Consider the following 16,620-nt stretch of genomic DNA (forward strand, 5'->3'; position numbering starts at 1 on the left):
AAATGTAAACAACATGTTAACCAAAGGGCAACGAGATTCATCCAGGTAAGACCAGTAGAAACTTCTTTTATTTTCGAAGGTAATCGGAATTTTCGGCGAGCATAAACAAAGAAGGGAGCCTGTTCAGGCTCCCTGTCATATCGAGTTCGGGATCATACCCATCACCGCCATGCTGCTTGCCACCGCCCGTGGCGCAGGATCAGCATGACAAAAAGGCGTCAATTCACTCCCACAAACGGGTGGGTACCACCAGCAGCATGGTGCGCTGTCCGATGGCCACGTTGGCGTTGGGGAAGACCACCGCCTCCCGCGGTTTCTCTACCCTGTATTGCCGATCCCCATCTTCTGCCAGCACAAAACCCTGGGGAAATTCGGTGAAGTTGTCCACATCGCTGGCAAACAGGAAGCGGAACTGCTCCGACTGCTTGTTGATCACCCGATCTATGGCAAAAAGGGTGAAGTCATCGGCTCGCCATGGCTCGAGGGCCACCTCATCCTGGGTCACCAGCTCCTGCAATGTCTGGCGCACCTCGATGAAGCGGGTCATGTCGTTTTCACCGAAGGGCCGCACCTTGCCCAGCTCCACCGTAAAGGCATGGGCGCCGTGCTGGTGCGAGCTGTAATAGCTGAAGGTGGTGGTCGGGCCGCTCGAGAGCAGTATGGTGCGCACGCCGCAGGCACCGAGGAAACGTACCTGCTCCTTGCAGTGGGGGCGTTCGTGGGGGAAGGGATAGACGGCAAACTTCTCGTGGCGCGAGCCGCGAATGGCGGTATGGAGATCGTAGTGGTAACGGGGCCTGGCCGAGTCGGCAAAGAAGCGGCTCACATACTGCTCCAGACGCATGGCGCGGATGCGCTCCCGGTTGCACAGCCCCTCCCCCTTGCTGTGGGCGCCCGAGAAGAGGCGGTTCATGTTCTCTTCCACCTCCCTCACCCCCTGGTTCATGGCGGCGGGGTTGCCAAAGAGGAAGAGCACCCGGTGACGAACCTTGAGCTCCTCTGCGAGCAACCGGGTCAGCAACTGGTTGCAGATCTCGATGGGGGCGGTCTCGTTGCCGTGGATGCCGCAGGAGAGGACGATGTCCTTGTGCCCGGGTTGCCCCGCCTCGGAAGCGGGTTCCAGGCAGATCACGCCGGTATCCCACACGCTCACCCGGGTACCGTCGGTCAGATTGAAGGCGAAAGGCTCGAGCTGCCACTCATGGCGGCGCGTCAGGGCCAAAAAGTCATGCTGGGGAATCATCCGTCTCACCCTTTAGTCTGGAATGCCATGGCCGGATTATACGCAAGGCAACCGGGCTTAAAATCAGTTTTTAAACAAATTCAAACAGTAAGGATACAAAAATGGTGAAAATGAGTGACAACTCATGCAACAGGATCAAGCGGGGGGAAACACGGAAGAGGGAAAGCGGTGAACGGGTATCGGCAGGTGAAGACAGCATGTCTTCGGCAGACAGGCGGGCAGCATGCCCCTGGGATCAGCAGAAAAACAAGGCATCCATGCCCGGCTGATCAACCACGCCAGAACGGCTTGGTGGTCTCTTGATAGCGGTCGGCTTCGTTCAGACCGATGTCCTTGAGCAGGTAGGCGGGCAGCTCGGAGAGCTGGCGACGGCTGCGGCTGCGTTCCAGCCAGGTCAGGACGGTCATCTTGACGCGAGCAACCAGATTCGATTCGCTGGAATGCTGGTAACCGGCTTCGGTATAAGTCATGTTGGCCATGATATGGCTCCTCTCTCTAGTTCTGCGCAAGGCTCGGATTTGATGCGCAAAGCTTAGTCAGGGCGGGGAGGTGCCTCAATTGACGAATTTTGATACATGACATTAGTAAAAGTAATGGTTGATATCGCCAGGGTAATAACCATAACCATATGATTTTAAAATGAAATAACGCTTAAACTTTCCCCCTGGCAGCCTGGCAGCATTTTCTCCTGCGCCACCCACTTCTAACTATGCACTTTCCCACGCTAGCTATGCACGGCACGACGGCGAGTCAGCAGGGTGCAAACTCTCGGCCACCAGGGTTTGTTAACAAATAGATCGCAACAAGATCGTTATTTAACAAAAAGATACGAACAGGCAACCTGAACCGGATGCCCCCATGTCACCCCCATCGTCAGGGTGGCACCGGACACTTGGCACCCTGCCATCATACTGGTATGGTTATTTATACAGTGGTTTATCATGCTGCCTCCCCACGTTGTCCCAACACCATGCTGAACAGGGGAGCGGCACACACACAGGATCTGCCGATGGACACCTTTACCCCCACCGCCGCTCTGCGTCAACAGATGGCCCTGCTGGAGGCGTCGCTGGCACGCCTTGCCCGGCAACTGGGCCAGCTCGACCTGCTGGAGGCTCATGTCTATCCCCTCCCGGCCGTGGCCCAGGGGGAAGAGCATGAGCCCATCGAGGCCATCGAGGTGGGCTATCTCTCGGGCGAGGCGGCCCTGGCCGCCACCCTCGCCGCCTTTCAGGACCACAGCGCCCGCCCCGGCTGCTCCACCAAGGCGACCCACCGTCTGCCCGGCTGGCTGCGCTTTCCTGCCGCCTGCGCCAGGGAGCTGGCACCCGTCATCGAGGAGATCAACGCGCACAAGCTCGCCTTCAAGGCCATGGTACAGGCGGCGGGCGGGCGGGACGAGAAGTTCGAGCTGGTGCACGGCGCCCTGCCCGGCGTCATCACCCTGCAGGTCTATCGCAAGCTGACCTGGCTTCAGGGGGATCTCCATTCGCTGGGCTTCACCTGGGCCGACAAGCAGAGCATCAGCCGCCTCAGCCGGGAGCAGGTACTGGAGATGCTGGAGCGAAGCCGCCGGTATGTACCGGCGCTCTTTGACAACGAAGAGTGGAGCAAGATGGTGGATCAGGAGGTATACGACATTCGCCGCCTGCCGGCGGATGCCGGCCTGCGGATCCGCAGGCCGGTCAAAACCCACCCCATGATCAACCTGCTCTGGCAGGACCGGGAGCCCCGCAAGCAGCAGATCAAGGCGAGCCTTCCCCTGCTGCTCTGCTCCGATACCCAGCCGGCCGTCACCCATCTGGGCCACTACCCGCCCAAGCTGCGCCAGGCACGCCGGGATCGCAAGATTGGCGGTGACCCCATCATAGAGCGGCTGCACCTCTACCTCTATCAGGGGTAGCGCAGACTCGGCACCGCCACAAACGACAAGGGGAGCATCACGGATGCTCCCCTTGTCACATCGGGCGACAGCCCATCGCCGTCAGCTCATCAGCAATGCCCGCAGGCTCTCCACATCCAGCCCCTTCACCTCGGACTGGCCGCTCAGGAGGCCGTCGGCCAGTGCTCGCTTCTCGTCGTGCAGCGCCACTATCTTCTCCTCCACCGTCTGCTCGCACACCAGGCGATAGACGGTCACCGGCTGGGTCTGGCCCATGCGGTGCGCCCGATCGCTCGCCTGATCCTCCACCGCCGGGTTCCACCAGGGATCGAGGTGCAGCACGGTGTCGGCCTGGGTCAGGTTGAGGCCCGTCCCCCCCGCCTTGAGGCTGATGAGGAAGAGCGGCACCGTTTCGTGGCGAAAACGCAGGATGGACTCCTGACGGGACTTGGCCGAGCAGCCCCCATCCAGATAGCAGTAGTCCCACTGCCGCTGTTCGATACGGCTGCGCAGCAGGCTCAGCAGATCGACAAACTGGCTGAACACCAGCACCCGGTGGCCGCCATCGATGGCTTCGTCTAGCAGCGCCATCGCCTCGTCCAGCTTGCTGCTGGTCTGGGACCACTCCGGCATCACCAGCTGGGGGGAGCAGCAGAGTCGGCGCAGCCGGGTCAGGCCGCTCAGCACATGCATCAGGGCACGGCCATCGGCACTTTGCACCTGCTGCACCACCTCGCGCCGGGTCGCCTCGTAGAGCTGACGCTCCTCGGGGGAGAGGCTGATGTGATGGATGATCTCGGTCTTGTCCGGCAGCTCCGTCAGCACCTGTTGCTTGAGGCGGCGCAAGATGAAGGGGCTGAGCACCGCCCGCAGCATCGCCATGTGCTGGGGATCCTTGACCGCCTTGCCAAAGCGGCGCTTGAACTCCCCGAGGCTCCCGAGCAGGCCGGGATTGATGAAGCTGAACAGGCTCCACAGCTCCCCCAGATGGTTCTCGATGGGGGTGCCGGAGAGGGCGAGGCGAAAATCCCCGTCGAGCTGGAACAGCAGCTTGGCGCGCTGGGTACCGGCATTCTTGATCTGCTGTGCCTCGTCCAGCACCATGCTCGACCAGCGGCGGGACTTGAGCGCCTGGGAGAGACTGCCGAGCATGCCGTAGTTGACCAGGACGATCTGTCCGGCCCTGGCCCCCTGGATCAGGGTCTCCCGCTCGGCGGGATGGTCGAACACCACCACCTCGAGCTCGGGGGCAAAGCGGGCCACCTCCTCCTGCCAGTTGGTGACCACTGACTTGGGCACCACCACCAGCGCCGGGCCCAGGTGCTGACGCATGCGCAGCACGATGAGGGCCTGCAAGGTCTTGCCCAGGCCCATGTCATCGGCCAGACAGGCGCCAAAGCCGTGATGGGCCAGGGTCGCCATCCAGCGTACCCCCTCCTTCTGATAGTCCCGCAGCGCCGTCAGCAGCTCAGGGGGACAGCTCACCTCCTGCTGCCACTCCTGCTGGAGATTCTGCCAGGCGGCATCCCCCTCGGTGGTGATGACGGAGAGCAGGCGGGCCAGCGGATAGGCCAGCTTGTTGTTGATGCGCTGCTCGTTGTCCAGCATGGCGCCGAGCACGGTGAGGCGTTCCACCAGCTTGTCGCTCAGCATCAGGCTGGTCTTATCGTCGAGCTGCACCGTGCGCTGGCCCGGTGTCAGCTGGCGCAGGATGAGGCGAAGATCGAGGATCTGGTGCTCGTCCAGCGAGAGCGCCCCCTCCACCTGGAACCAGTCCTGACGCCGCTCGATGCGCAGGCTCAGGGCCGCCTCATCAAGGCTCTTGAGGCGGGCGCTGTCCTGGTGCCAGTGCACCACCACACCGCCGTCCACCAACTCCGGCAGGGCGTTGACCAGGGTGAGCGCCTGCTCCCCGTCCAGCTTCCACTCGTTGCCGGGCAGGCCAATGGGTAACTGGTTGCGAAGGCGCTGGGCATCGTCCTTCTCGGCAGCCAGATCCCGCTGCCAGTAGTGATACTCCCGGATACCCTGGCGCACGATGGCCTCCCCCTTGCCCAGAGGCAAGGGAGGCAGGTCCCCCTCCCGGGTCACCAGCTGGACCACGAGCTGCCCCTCCTGCCAGTCGAGCAGGACGGAGGGAACGCCGGGCCAGGGGGCCAGCTCGGCATTGCCCCTGAGCCCCGCCACCTGGCTGTGCCAGGGGAGATCGGGGATCGCATCCAGCGTGCGTTGCAGCTCCTCGAGCCCGGCCGGCGGCAATGCCGGAATGGCCTCCAGGGCCGGTAATCTGTCCAGCAGTGCCTGCGGTGTCAGAATAAGCTGCCACAAATCCTGAGCCAGGGGGACGATGTGCGCACCACGGGCGGCGGGAGCAGGATGTAGTCTGGCACTCATGCCCTCCCCGCTCTGTACCAGTTGCAGCAGGGGGGCGCTGACGGCCAGTTGCAGCTTCTGCCCCTTGGCATTGAAGAGGCGAGGATGGCTTGCCAGGGGCACCCAGGCATCCCGGGGCAGCTTGCCCATGTTGCGCGGCAGGGTGCGCACCAGTGCCCAGTCCGCCTCGTCCAGCAGGCTGGCGTACTGGGTGGAAAGCAGGGCCGGATCGACCCTTCGCCCGGCGGTCCACTCCCCCTTGGTGCTCTGCTTCTGGATCTTGCACTCAAGCTCAGGCCCCTCCGCGTGGAGCAGCCAGACCAACCGCTCCTGGGGCTTGCGCACCCCGCTCGAGCGTCCCAACCCCTGCAGCCAGTTGAGCCAGCTTGCCGAGGCGGGGGCCTTGCCTTCCTCCTCGGTGGCATCCTCTTCCTCCCCTTGAGCAGGGCGCAGCGCGCGCAGGGGCCAATGGGCGGCCTCCCGGCCCAGCAGGAGTCGCAGCAGATCCTGGCAGAAGGCCATCAGTCGATGCCGGGGCTCGGCGTCCAGCACGTGGGAGAGGTCCCACTTGTGCAAGATGGTCACCTGGGGGCTCTGCTCGCCGTGGCGCGCCAGGGCGCAGAGATCGAGCCAGAGGTAACCCCAGTGGAGCTCCTCCAGCGGCAGTTGCAGGGTATCGAACAGGCCAACCGCCTGGCCGTGGCGATCTCCGGCCCACTGCCCCAGCAGATCGGCCAGCAGGGGGGAGTGATGGCCCAGACTGCGCTGCCACTTCTTGCGCTGCTCGCTCCCCTGTACCGGATCTGCCTGTTGCAACCAGCCGAGCCAGAGCAGGGCGCTGAACATCCGGGGCCAGGGCGACGCCTCTTGCCCCTGCCACTGGCCAAGCGCCCCCAGCAGCCGCTCGGCCAGGGGCTGCTCATCCCCCTGCTGCGCCAGTTGTTGCAGTGCAGGCCAGTGAGTGGTTACCTCGCCCCCAAAGGAACCGCAGAGCCACTCCCATTCTCGGGCGCGAGCCTGGATCTGGCCAGAGAGGGCCGGGGAGCAGGAGGCAACCAGCGTTGCCAGCGGCCAGCCCTCGTCAGGCTCTGCGTCAAGCAGGGCCTGCAGGGCAAAGTGCTCGAGCAGCAGGGCCTGCCAGGCGGGGCTGGAGCCTGCCAGCAGGCGGGGAGCATCGGGGAGATCCAGGAGGCTCAGGAGTTCGGCACTCTGGTAATAGGCCGGGATCTGCCCCGCGTCTCCCAGACAGAGCTCGCGCACCACCTCCTGTGCCCGCTCCAGGCCCGTGACCGAAGGGATGCGGGACCACTGCGGCATGGGGCACTCCCCCGCACGCACCGCCAGGATCAGGGTCAGGGTTCCCTCTGCCGTCAGACTCCACTGCTGCTCCGTTCGTTGACGGACAAGCCCCCACTGCTGCAACTGATCGAGGGTATCGAGCAGCGCACGCCCGGGTGCGCCCGGGGCATAGAGGGTGTCTTGCAGGTAACGAGTGCTGGCGGCGCGCTGCAATTGCAGCTCGCACAGCAGGGCATGGCAATCTGAAGAGAGGGTGAAGGCTGACATCAGAACTCACGGGCAAGTGCAAAGGCGGAATTTTAACGGGAAAGCGGCGGCGGCTCGACCCTTAAGCGCGAAATAGTGCAAAAAAGCTGGCGCCTTTGATGGGTACGCGAGCGACAGGGCTGACAGGGCACTCGCCCCTGTCACCGGGCAACGGGCCGCAGGAGGGGCGCGGTCATCAAAAAAGGCGCCGCAGCGCCTTCTGGAGACAGGTTGTTGGCTCAGCCTTCCAGCCGGGCCAGACGGGCTTCCAGCCCCTGCAACTGCCCCTTGAGGTGCTCGACCTCTTCTTCGAGCGCTGCCAGTCTGTCTGCCGCCGGTGACACAAGGCTGCCAGCGGGCGCCGCGTCGGCCAGCGCCTGCAGATCCACCTCGCCACTGAACAGGTGCGCGTAGCGGGATTCCCGCTTGCCCGGCTCACGGGGCAGCTTGACCACATAGGGCCCCCGTTCGATGAGGGTGGCCAGCACGGCATCCACTTCGGTCACATCGTCAAAGCTGCACAGCCGGTTGGTGCGCGAGCGCAGCTCACCCGGGGTCTGCGGGCCACGCAGCAAGAGTTCGCAGATAATGCCGAGCTCCTGGGCCGAGAACTTCAGCTCACCGAACTCGGTATTGCAGAAACGATGCTGATAACGGGGCACCCTGGCGTTGAAACCGGCGGTATTGACCACCAGACGGCGGCGGATCAGCTCGTCGATCACGGCGCGAATATCCAGCTCGGCGAGCTCCAGCACGGGTTCCCGGTTGCTCTTCTGGTTGCAGGCATTGACCAGTGCATTGAGCGAGAGAGGGTACTGATCCGGCGTGCAGATCTCTTTCTCAATCAGGCAGCCGATCACGCGGGCCTCTAATGGGCCTAGTACTATCTCCATGTCATACTCCCTTGCCAAACAAGACGTTAAGACGTTTATCTTAACCAAGGCGCTTGCGCCGTCCAGCAGATAACCCCATTTTTGCGAGCCGATGAAACCCTTGCTGCAACCTTGTACAGCAAAACGGCCGCGGTGCGCAGGCGAGGTGAAGGGATGGCCGGGAACCTCTTTGGCAACCAGCCCCCTCCCCCTTCAACGAGGCGGGCACAAAAACCATCACGGCCGCAAAGGCGGCCGTGATGGTTGACAGATTGAAACGGCCCTCACGAAGAGGGCTTGCGCTCCAGGGTCGCGGCCACCTTTCTTGCGGCCGACACTGTGAGCAAAGGCTCACCCGGATAGAGCATCAGGGCGCTTGCCCGCAGGTTGTCCGCCTCCGCCGTGCGCCCCAGGGCATTGAGGGCGATCACCATGTTGGCGTAGATGTTGGCCCTCGGGGTATGGCGCACGAAGGCCTGCCCCCAGTCAAGGTAGGCTTCAAGCTCCGCCTGGTTCTTGGCCTGCAGACCGACCATGAGGCGCACCGCGTTTACGTCGAACTCCACCCGGGTCAGCCAGGCCATGGGGTTGACGATGTCGAGCAGGAGCGCAGGCTGCTTGTAACCGCCCCGCTCATACTTGGTCACCACCCAGGCGGTATGCAGGGCGGTCAGCATGAAGGGGATGACGATCAGGGGAATGGCGATGGCCATGAAGCGCAGCAGCAACCAGGGGCGGCACAGATGGTCGCGCCAGTTACCGTGGCCTTGCTCCTCCACCTCCGCATCCATCGCATACAGGAGCAGCAGCAGCGCCCACCACAGGGCGATGGCGTGGTAGAAGGGGTACTCGGTCTGGGTGTGCAGCAAGATGGGGGTCACCAGCGCAAGCAAGGCGGCGCCCTTGACCCAGCCCGCCCGGCTCAGACGCCACAGCAGGGCCCCGCCCATCAGCACCATGCCCAGCATGGGGGCCAGACCCCCTTCCACCGCCCAGTAGAGAAACTCGTTGTGGGGGTGATCCAGGTTGTACTCGATCTGCACCATGGCCGGGTTCAACGCCTTGTCGGCCATGTAGTGATGGAGAAACACCGACTCGAAGCTGCCATAGCCCCAACCGGTCCAGGGCATCTGGGCAATCAGCTTGGCGGCGTAGGGCCAATAGATGGAGCGCATGCCGCCGGACTGGTAGATCTCCAGCCCTCGTCTGGCTCCGGCCATCAGGTATTGCGAGGCAAGCCCAAGCAGAATGCCCAGGGCCACCAGTGCGAGCATCCGGCCCAGCCGCCGCTCACGACCCAGCTGGGCAGACAGCAGCAAGAGAGCCATCACACCGCCCAGTTGCCCGACCCGCGATTGCAGGACCACCAGCAGCAGGGAAGTGGCCAGGATCACCCCATAGCGCAGCCCCTTGAGCCAGGGGTTGGCATCACCGCGCAGCTCCAGCCAGATGGCCAGTGACAGGCCGGTCGCCATGAAGCTCGCCATCACGTTGGGTTGCTGGAAGATGCCATAGGGGCGGTTGGTCTGGGTGTCGTACCCAATCCAGTTGCCCGGCACCAGCAGGTAATACTGCACCAGGCCGAGCAGCGCCTCGATGGCAACGGCCCCCAGCAGCAGATAGAGCAGCCTGTCTCGCCCCTCGCGGCCGAATCGCCACTGATAGAAGCTTGCCAGAAACAGCAGGCCGGCAAACAGCCCCAGCAGCCGGGGAATGGCATAGTCCTTGAGCTCGAATCCCGGATAGGCCATGGGCAGCAACAACAAGATGCCCCCCAGCCACTGGGCCGTCAGCAGCGGCGAGATCACCAGTCGCTGGCTGAGGGTCACATACCACAGCCCCAGGGCCATCACCAGGCTGGCGAAGATCCAGCCCCAGGCATTGAACGGCAGATAGAGCCCTGCCCCGCCCGGGTTGTGCATGAAAAAATGCATGCCAAGCAACCAGTACAAGACTGATGTTCCCCAAAAAACCTTATGAACCAAACTGCACTCTCTTCCCATTTATGCCTCATCATGCATAAAAAAAGCCGTGACAGTAAAAACACTATCACGGCTCATTAGACTAACGAATCAATACCGAGAAGAGCCTTACAGCGGCAGGCGTTCGGTCATGTCATACAAGGTATGGCTTCGGCTGAGCATCTGCCCCCCATCTCTTGTCAGAGGAACCCATCCAATTGTTCCCTTGGATGTTGTGGGACGAATCAACATCAAGTCGAAGGGAACTGTAATATAGATGCCTTTGGTAAAACTGCCTTCCCCGTACTCTTCGGCCGACACATCCGTCAAGGTCGCGTATGCTCCCATCACAATCCCGGAGTCAAAGCGCTTGGAGAAATCAAACGTGGCCCCCAGGTCACCAGCCAGATAACGCCCGACAGCTACCTTGGCAGTGACATTGTCCATAAAAGGCAACTGCCAATAGCCAGTCAAGTGACCCGTAGCAACGTCGTAATCAGCCATCTTCAGGGTGTTGTTCCAATCACGCTGCTTGACCCAGTTGGTATCCAGACCCAGAGCCCATGACTGACCGAAAGGACGATAAAGCACCTCTCCCCCGACACCGGCGTACATCATTTCCAGATAGCCGCCGTATGCCTGGCCGTACCACTCCTGACCAAGTTGCTCCATATGTGTTAACTGGAGGTTGTTCAGCAGAATATTGGAAGAGTCGACATACTCTCTCACCCAAGTGCGTACTCTCGGTAACGCATCCGTGTCGGCAGGTGGTGTTTTGTAATTAAATTTGTCGTAATTGTTCGCAATATTGAAGAACAACGTACCCTGTAACCAATCCTTATCGGAAAGACGCAGCTCACTGTTGGCATTAATGCCTATCTGATACATATAAAATGATTCAGGACCACCAAAAGATTGCGTCAGGGCCGGGTCAAATGAATAAGAGAACCACTCTGGTTCAGATTGGTAACGGAGCGTTCCCTGGACAGGAGCAGGTACTTTTTGATGATCTTCTACCACTGCCTCCTGCCCAAGAACCTGGGGCTGGTTCGCCTTTCGCACAGAGTCGAGATCAATCACCGTCTCTTGCAACTGGAAATCTCGCTGGCGCTCAATGACTCTCAACTCTTCGACAGTCTCAGGCAGATGATTAATCGCAACCAGAGCAGTACGATCGATCGCTTCTTGCTGGTCCCTATATTTGTGCTGTTGACCCAGCAAGGTTACAGTGGACTGGTCACTATAAAGTGATGCTGTATTCCAACCAGCATTGCTTTCAAACTGCCCTGCCATGACAGGCCAATCAACGTGTGACGAGTCTATCGGGGCCTTTTCAGCGATATACACAGGGCGAGGCTCATCTAAATGATTCTGACGTAAATCATTAAAGTTGGTCCGAAGAGTAACCCCCCACATCAGAGTATTTCCCCTCTGATAACTAAGATGAGTGTCCATGTAATCAAACAGACGATAAACAGCACCTATATTGATAGGAGATGAATGATCAATTTTCCCGGCAAATTCATTACTGTAATCATTGCCATCATATTCCAGCTTCAGGCGAAGTGGCTGCCAAAGTGTCTGGTATTCAACACCCCCAAACAAGGCAGCATTACCGTGGAACATATTTTTTGTTTCAAATTTGCCACCACCGCTGGAATAGCCATTATCTCGTGAACACCAATCATTTTTCCACTCGCAAAAAGGATTGGTAATGTTCCCGCTCTCCCCCATATTTCCCCACCCCATACCAAGGGTGAAATCAAACGGGCCAACACGCTTGCTGCCGACAATGTACTCACTGTCAAACAGCCCCGTCCCCATCAGGTCACGAAAACCCATAGAGAGATTCGGGATCCAGGTAGACTCTTCCAGCAACCTGACTTTGACATCCATGCCCTTGTCTTTGTAAGTCTGGTCACCACTGAAGTCGGGATTCGCGTTATAAAGGCGAGTTCTTACGTCGGTATAACGCAAAGTGGCTTCAAGCCAGTCGAACGGCTGCACTGACATAGACCAGCGACGGTACTGATCATCATCAACATAATTGGCACTGAATTCACCCGTCTTGGCCATTCTGGCGGTTGGCATTTGCAGCAAGCCAACGCCGCCGAAGTCACTTTGTGATGGACCCAACGGCTCAAAAATGTCGGCATCAGCGTGTGTTGCAAAGGATACCAGCAGGGCAATCAGTGAGAGTCTTGGATAGGTCATTTGGGCATCCGATTCGCTAACAACGTCAACATGCGTGTATTCAAGTCTGTATATTGCTCAGGCAGCACACTCGGAGCAAAACCGACAAACAGAGTGGCGCCAGGCATGGCTTCAACATGGCGTTCATTCCAGATGGCAACGGGGATCCACTCAGATTTGCCACTGGGGGAAATCAGATACGCGCCGGTGTCATCACTTCCGGACAAGCGATCCAGCTTTTTCCAGTACTCTCTCAGCCCTGCCGCAGGCAAAACCGGGGCCTCGCCAGGGCGACCAATCAAGCCGGCCAGATAGATTTGCGAACGGCGAGGGGCAAGATACAGCTGATAGTCCCCCTGCAATACGGGGTTGGCACCTGATGGCACCAGGCTGATATCCGGATCCACAGGCAATTCGAAACGCCCTGTCAAATGCAACTGCTGTAACTGTTGATTCAACTGTAAAGCGGCATGGGCGAGCTCAGCTTCATCATGCTGCTGCCAGTACGTTGCCAGCAATCTGAGATCCTTCAGCACGGCTTGCTGTTGATACTCAATGTCTTTTTGGCGCGCAGGAGTAGAAATATGAGCGACAGGCCAATAATTATCGTACTGAGAGACTGCCGAGTTTAACAACGCGTCACTCAACAGCATGGACTGGGGATGAGTCATTGTTGCTGTCGGTTGACCTTGCCACCAAACAGACACGGACACATCTGCCATAACAGGGGCAGCCCCCAAGGCTGCGAGCAATAAGCTATATATTATTTTCATGATGAATAGGGCTTAAGGAATGTCATTTCGATCATTGGCAAGGAAGGGCCTAATTGCTGCTGGAATTTACGAACTTGACCTGTCTGCTCATCGATCCAGAAATGATTCAGCCATCGCTCTTCATTCGGGGCGGTAACGACATGCTCTTCTATAATCGTCGTTTTATAGGGGCGGTCCATAATATTCAGAACCTCATTCCCCAACTGCGTGTAATGCATACTCAAGGGATAGCCACTGGTGTATTTTTTCGACCACTCAGCGACACTATACCACACCATCGAGGGTGTCTTGTCTAACCGGGAAGTCTTCAGCGGATCCTTATCCAGACTCCCCAGATAGCGCAAATCATTTGGCAAACCCACTGTTTTAATCAAGCGCCCATGCTGAGTCACAAACATCACACCATCGGCGCTCATCCATGACATGCGCGGACCATTGACATATGCCAGTACAACCAACGCCTGGGGAAGATCGCCCACCTTGATATAGGCACTCGCATAGGGTAGCGCTCTCAGCTCGGATGAGGTCAGTACAATATCATCAGGCTTGTTGAACACATAACCCAGAGTCTCGATCGTCTGATGGGTCGAGGTGCTGCAGCCAGCCAATAACAATGTGGCTGACCATGCCAATAATCGGGAGGGGAAATAAGATAAATACTGTGCCACGCGCAATACACCATCCATGAGGGATAAGAAGAAAACAAGGCTGCTCAAACAGAGCAGCCTTGTTGAATATTATCGGGTTGAGGTGGTAGTGCTGGTGTTGTTGTTGCGGTTGTTGGATTCAGATACCGCAACCACAGTTACCAGCGCAGCAGCAGCACCCACTGCAATAGTGGTACCAGCCACACCCGCAGCAGCGCCGCTCGCACCCGCACCGGCAGCACCGCCAGCTTCTTCGACAGCCATGGCATTAGCAGAAACAGCCAGCAGCGCAGCCAAAACAAACGCACTCTTTTTCATCTTATCTTCCTTTTTGTTGACACAGCTAAAACATAACACTGAGTGGAACCCCTCAGCCTTATCTAGTATTACTCAAAGGAGGCATCGATTGAACCTACGATTTCGCCTCCCTGAATATTACCAATCCCTTATCAATTATCTGCAGCAGGATCAGGCTTTGGTTTTATCACCATAGCTATATTGATAATATCCGTAATTGCCGTAATAACTGCTGGCTTTCTTTTCTACCGCGTTGAGCAGAATACCCTTGATCACTACACCATTTTGCTCGAAGCGACGAATCGCCACTTCCACCTCTTTCACCGCTGTCTGGGCAAAACGAGCCACCAGCAAAGACGCCCCGACATGCTGGCCGACGATGGCCGCATCCGTGACCGCCAGGATCGGCGGGGAGTCGACAATGACAAAGTCGTAATGTTCGGCGGCCCAATCCAGCAGCGCTTTGAAGCGAGGATGCATCAGCAATTCTGAGGGGTTAGGTGGCACTGCACCACGACAGACAAAATCGAGCCCGTCAAAGCCAGTCTTGCTGATCACCTGCATCATCTCGCTTTGACCCGCCAGATAGGCGCTCAAGCCAGCCCCCATCTCTTGCCCCATGACTTTGTGCATATAGCCCTTGCGCAAGTCCGCATCGATGACCAGCACCTTCTTGCCCCCCATGGCCAAGGTGGCAGCAAAGTTGGTCGATACGAAGGTTTTACCGAGACCAGGGCCAGGACCCGAGATCATGACGATGTTGTTTTTGGCCTCCATCATGGCGAAATGCAGGCTGGTACGCAGACTGCGCAGCGACTCTATCGCCAGGTCGGCCGGATTACGGGCGGCCAACAAGGCTTCATTGAGAGCCATCGCTTTTCGACCTTTCTTCTTCTGCTGCTGCTCTATCTTGGCCTGATCTTCGGAATAGGGAATCGTGGCGTAGACGGACAGCCCCATCTCTTCCAACTGTTCGGGGCTCTCGACACCCCGGTGGAATGCAGCGCGCACCAGGATAAGGCCCACTGACAACATGCCTCCAAGCAGCGTCGCCAGCACCACAATCAGCGGCTTCTTCGGCTTGACAGCACGGGTTTCGACTGCGGCATCATCGATGATACGCACATTACCGATGGTCCCCGCCTTCATGATATTGAGCTCTTGCTGCTTGTTGAGCAGTTGGACGAAGATCTCCTGGCCCACTTGCACATCACGGGTCAATCGCAAGATGTCCTGCTGGGTTTTCGGCAAGCGCTTGATCGACTTGTTGATGTTGTTCTTGGTGTTGATCAGAGTCTGGCGCTTCTCCATCAAGGCGATATAGGCCGGATGCTGACGGGTATAGAGCTGTTGCAGCTCGGCTTCACGGAAGGTCAACTCATTGAGCTGTTTCTCAATCCCGACCATGGTGTCCAGTGCCGCTTTCGCTTCGAGCGACAGATCAACCGACTCGTTCTGTTGACGATACGTATTGAGCAGCTCTTCCGAACGGTTCAAGTCATCTTTGACCTGGGGCAGATGGGTCTGCAGGAAATCCAGGCTCTTCTGGGCTTCTTCAGTCTTGCGCAGCACGTTCTGCTGGAGATAGTTCTGGCTGATGTTATCGAGCACAGCGCGAATGCGCCCCTTGTCTTCCCCTTCCAACGCCAGAGAAATGATCCCGGTATTCTTGCCCTTCTCGCTGACCTGAAGATCCCTCTGCAGCTCGCCAATCACATCAAGCAAAGGCTGCTTGACCAGGGTAAATACTTGGCCATCTTGTGCGGCAACGTCTGCTACGAGAAGGGTCACATCCTCTTTTTCGAGCAGTTTGCCCACCTGTCCTTCGAGTACCCGGCCTTCCACCTCCAGGGTAAAACGGTTTTCTCCGGTCAAGGTCAAGGTGAAGGGAGTACCAATCAGCTCGGGTGCCACCTCAAAACGACTAATCGCCATCTTGGGATAGGGCTGGCCCATCAGGCGAGACACACCACGGCCAACCAGCGGGAAGAAATCGGGGGTCACCACGGTATCAAGATGGAGCTCTTGCACTGTGCGGCCAAGCACCATGCGCGAGGTCAAGAGTTCTATCTCGGCGGCGGCATCAGCCTGTTCGCCACCCAGCACATCGGCCATGTCACCGAGAAGAGCGGTGCCGCTGGCCTTTTTTTCCACTTGCAGCAGGGCGTTGGCCTTGAAGACTGGTGTCGTCAGCAAGGCGTAAGCAACACCCATCATCATAAAGAAGCCGGTGATACACACAATCCACCAACGGCCATCGATCAGGTAGCCCAGCAGGCGCCCCAGATCGATCTCATCGTTTTCCACCGCAGCACTATTTTGCCGGGACGAAACAGAAGAAGTCGTCATTACACAGAGTCCATTTTTATTGTCAGATAAACCCGAACACAGGCACAGGCTGTGGTTACAGTTTTTTTACCCAGGCATCGGCCCCACGCACCAGCAGTTGGTAAACGTGCTCGTAGGCTTCCCGGCTGAGGCGATAGGGATCTGGCACCTCGCACTCACCCAGCCAATGGCCAAAGAGCATGGTCTTGCCGCGGGCGCCAGGATCAATGGCGGTCACGGCGGAAATATGCCCTTTCTCCATGACAAGGATGAGATCGGCCTCCTGGCACAACGCGCGGTTAAGCTGACGCGCAACATGCCCCTCCAGAGAAACCCCATGTTGCAGGGCTACGTCGTTAGCGACCTGATCAGCAGGCTTGTCGACCAGTGCGCTCAGTCCGGCAGAACGGATATCACGGCCGGGCAAACGCTCCCGCAGCAGACGCTCACCCGTCGGGGAACGACATATATTGCCCACACACACGACGAGAATTTTCTCAAACATA

Annotated in this window: 12 protein-coding genes; 1 reads left to right on the top strand and 11 read right to left on the bottom strand. The window is 58.7% G+C overall.

The features are described from left to right. Positions 1 to 223 precede the first annotated feature (223 nt). Positions 224 to 1,243, bottom strand: a complete 1,020-nt coding sequence (gene astE / locus C2U47_RS01835; protein ID WP_048207984.1) for a succinylglutamate desuccinylase — start codon at positions 1,241 to 1,243, stop codon at positions 224 to 226. Between the two features lie 269 nt (positions 1,244 to 1,512). Further along, positions 1,513 to 1,722, bottom strand: a complete 210-nt coding sequence (locus C2U47_RS01840; protein ID WP_010675316.1) for a DUF1127 domain-containing protein — start codon at positions 1,720 to 1,722, stop codon at positions 1,513 to 1,515. A gap of 530 nt (positions 1,723 to 2,252) precedes the next feature. Between C2U47_RS01840 and C2U47_RS01845 the strand changes: the two genes are divergently transcribed. Then, positions 2,253 to 3,146 carry a DNA replication terminus site-binding protein gene (locus tag C2U47_RS01845; RefSeq protein ID WP_103261376.1) on the top strand — a complete coding sequence of 298 codons (894 nt, stop codon included), beginning with the start codon at positions 2,253 to 2,255 and terminating at the stop codon, positions 3,144 to 3,146. Between the two features lie 81 nt (positions 3,147 to 3,227). Here the strand turns inward: C2U47_RS01845 and C2U47_RS01850 are convergent, their stop codons facing one another. From C2U47_RS01850 to C2U47_RS01890, 9 genes are all read right to left on the bottom strand, one after another. Then, the gene (locus tag C2U47_RS01850; protein ID WP_103261377.1) at positions 3,228 to 7,064 is read right to left on the bottom strand and encodes a DEAD/DEAH box helicase; all 3,837 of its coding nucleotides are present in this window, start codon (positions 7,062 to 7,064) and stop codon (positions 3,228 to 3,230) included. Between the two features lie 218 nt (positions 7,065 to 7,282). Further along, a complete protein-coding gene (locus C2U47_RS01855) occupies positions 7,283 to 7,936 on the bottom strand; it encodes a YceH family protein (protein WP_103261378.1) in 654 nt (217 codons plus the stop codon). Positions 7,937 to 8,199: 263 nt separating this feature from the next. Further along, the gene (locus tag C2U47_RS01860) at positions 8,200 to 9,837 is read right to left on the bottom strand and encodes a PglL family O-oligosaccharyltransferase (RefSeq protein WP_233735852.1); all 1,638 of its coding nucleotides are present in this window, start codon (positions 9,835 to 9,837) and stop codon (positions 8,200 to 8,202) included. 168 nt (positions 9,838 to 10,005) lie between these two features. Beyond that, positions 10,006 to 12,090 carry a YjbH domain-containing protein gene (locus C2U47_RS01865; protein ID WP_199766838.1) on the bottom strand — a complete coding sequence of 695 codons (2,085 nt, stop codon included), beginning with the start codon at positions 12,088 to 12,090 and terminating at the stop codon, positions 10,006 to 10,008. Further along, positions 12,087 to 12,842 carry a capsule biosynthesis GfcC family protein gene (locus tag C2U47_RS01870; RefSeq protein ID WP_103261380.1) on the bottom strand — a complete coding sequence of 252 codons (756 nt, stop codon included), beginning with the start codon at positions 12,840 to 12,842 and terminating at the stop codon, positions 12,087 to 12,089. Before C2U47_RS01870 ends, C2U47_RS01865 begins: the two co-directional genes overlap by 4 nt. Further along, entirely contained in the window at positions 12,839 to 13,558 is a 720-nt protein-coding gene (locus C2U47_RS01875) for a YjbF family lipoprotein (RefSeq protein WP_199766839.1), read from the bottom strand. The genes C2U47_RS01870 and C2U47_RS01875 overlap by 4 nt, the downstream gene beginning before the upstream one ends. A 21-nt stretch (positions 13,559 to 13,579) precedes the next feature. Then, positions 13,580 to 13,807 carry a hypothetical protein gene (locus tag C2U47_RS01880; RefSeq protein WP_103261381.1) on the bottom strand — a complete coding sequence of 76 codons (228 nt, stop codon included), beginning with the start codon at positions 13,805 to 13,807 and terminating at the stop codon, positions 13,580 to 13,582. 150 nt (positions 13,808 to 13,957) lie between these two features. Continuing rightward, positions 13,958 to 16,135: a polysaccharide biosynthesis tyrosine autokinase gene (locus C2U47_RS01885; protein ID WP_103261382.1), complete on the bottom strand. Its 2,178-nt coding sequence runs from the start codon at positions 16,133 to 16,135 to the stop codon at positions 13,958 to 13,960. 55 nt (positions 16,136 to 16,190) lie between these two features. Continuing rightward, positions 16,191 to 16,619: an arsenate reductase/protein-tyrosine-phosphatase family protein gene (locus C2U47_RS01890; protein ID WP_103261383.1), complete on the bottom strand. Its 429-nt coding sequence runs from the start codon at positions 16,617 to 16,619 to the stop codon at positions 16,191 to 16,193. Between the last annotated feature and the right edge of the window lies 1 nt (position 16,620).

The sequence above is a fragment of the Aeromonas sp. ASNIH7 genome (assembly GCF_002903485.1).
GTDB lineage: Bacteria > Pseudomonadota > Gammaproteobacteria > Enterobacterales > Aeromonadaceae > Aeromonas > Aeromonas caviae.

What these genes read in the sequence shown, in the direction of transcription:
- C2U47_RS01880 (WP_103261381.1), bottom strand. Translation starts at nt 13,807, where the DNA reads ATGAAAAAGAGTGCGTTTGTTTTGGCTGCGCTGCTGGCTGTTTCTGCT.
- C2U47_RS01890 (WP_103261383.1), bottom strand. Translation starts at nt 16,619, where the DNA reads ATGTTTGAGAAAATTCTCGTCGTGTGTGTGGGCAATATATGTCGTTCC.
- C2U47_RS01860 (WP_233735852.1), bottom strand. Translation starts at nt 9,837, where the DNA reads ATGCACAACCCGGGCGGGGCAGGGCTCTATCTGCCGTTCAATGCCTGG.
- C2U47_RS01885 (WP_103261382.1), bottom strand. Translation starts at nt 16,135, where the DNA reads ATGACGACTTCTTCTGTTTCGTCCCGGCAAAATAGTGCTGCGGTGGAA.
- C2U47_RS01870 (WP_103261380.1), bottom strand. Translation starts at nt 12,842, where the DNA reads ATGAAAATAATATATAGCTTATTGCTCGCAGCCTTGGGGGCTGCCCCT.
- astE (WP_048207984.1), bottom strand. Translation starts at nt 1,243, where the DNA reads ATGATTCCCCAGCATGACTTTTTGGCCCTGACGCGCCGCCATGAGTGG.
- C2U47_RS01845 (WP_103261376.1), top strand. Translation starts at nt 2,253, where the DNA reads ATGGACACCTTTACCCCCACCGCCGCTCTGCGTCAACAGATGGCCCTG.
- C2U47_RS01850 (WP_103261377.1), bottom strand. Translation starts at nt 7,064, where the DNA reads ATGTCAGCCTTCACCCTCTCTTCAGATTGCCATGCCCTGCTGTGCGAG.
- C2U47_RS01840 (WP_010675316.1), bottom strand. Translation starts at nt 1,722, where the DNA reads ATGGCCAACATGACTTATACCGAAGCCGGTTACCAGCATTCCAGCGAA.
- C2U47_RS01865 (WP_199766838.1), bottom strand. Translation starts at nt 12,090, where the DNA reads ATGACCTATCCAAGACTCTCACTGATTGCCCTGCTGGTATCCTTTGCA.
- C2U47_RS01855 (WP_103261378.1), bottom strand. Translation starts at nt 7,936, where the DNA reads ATGGAGATAGTACTAGGCCCATTAGAGGCCCGCGTGATCGGCTGCCTG.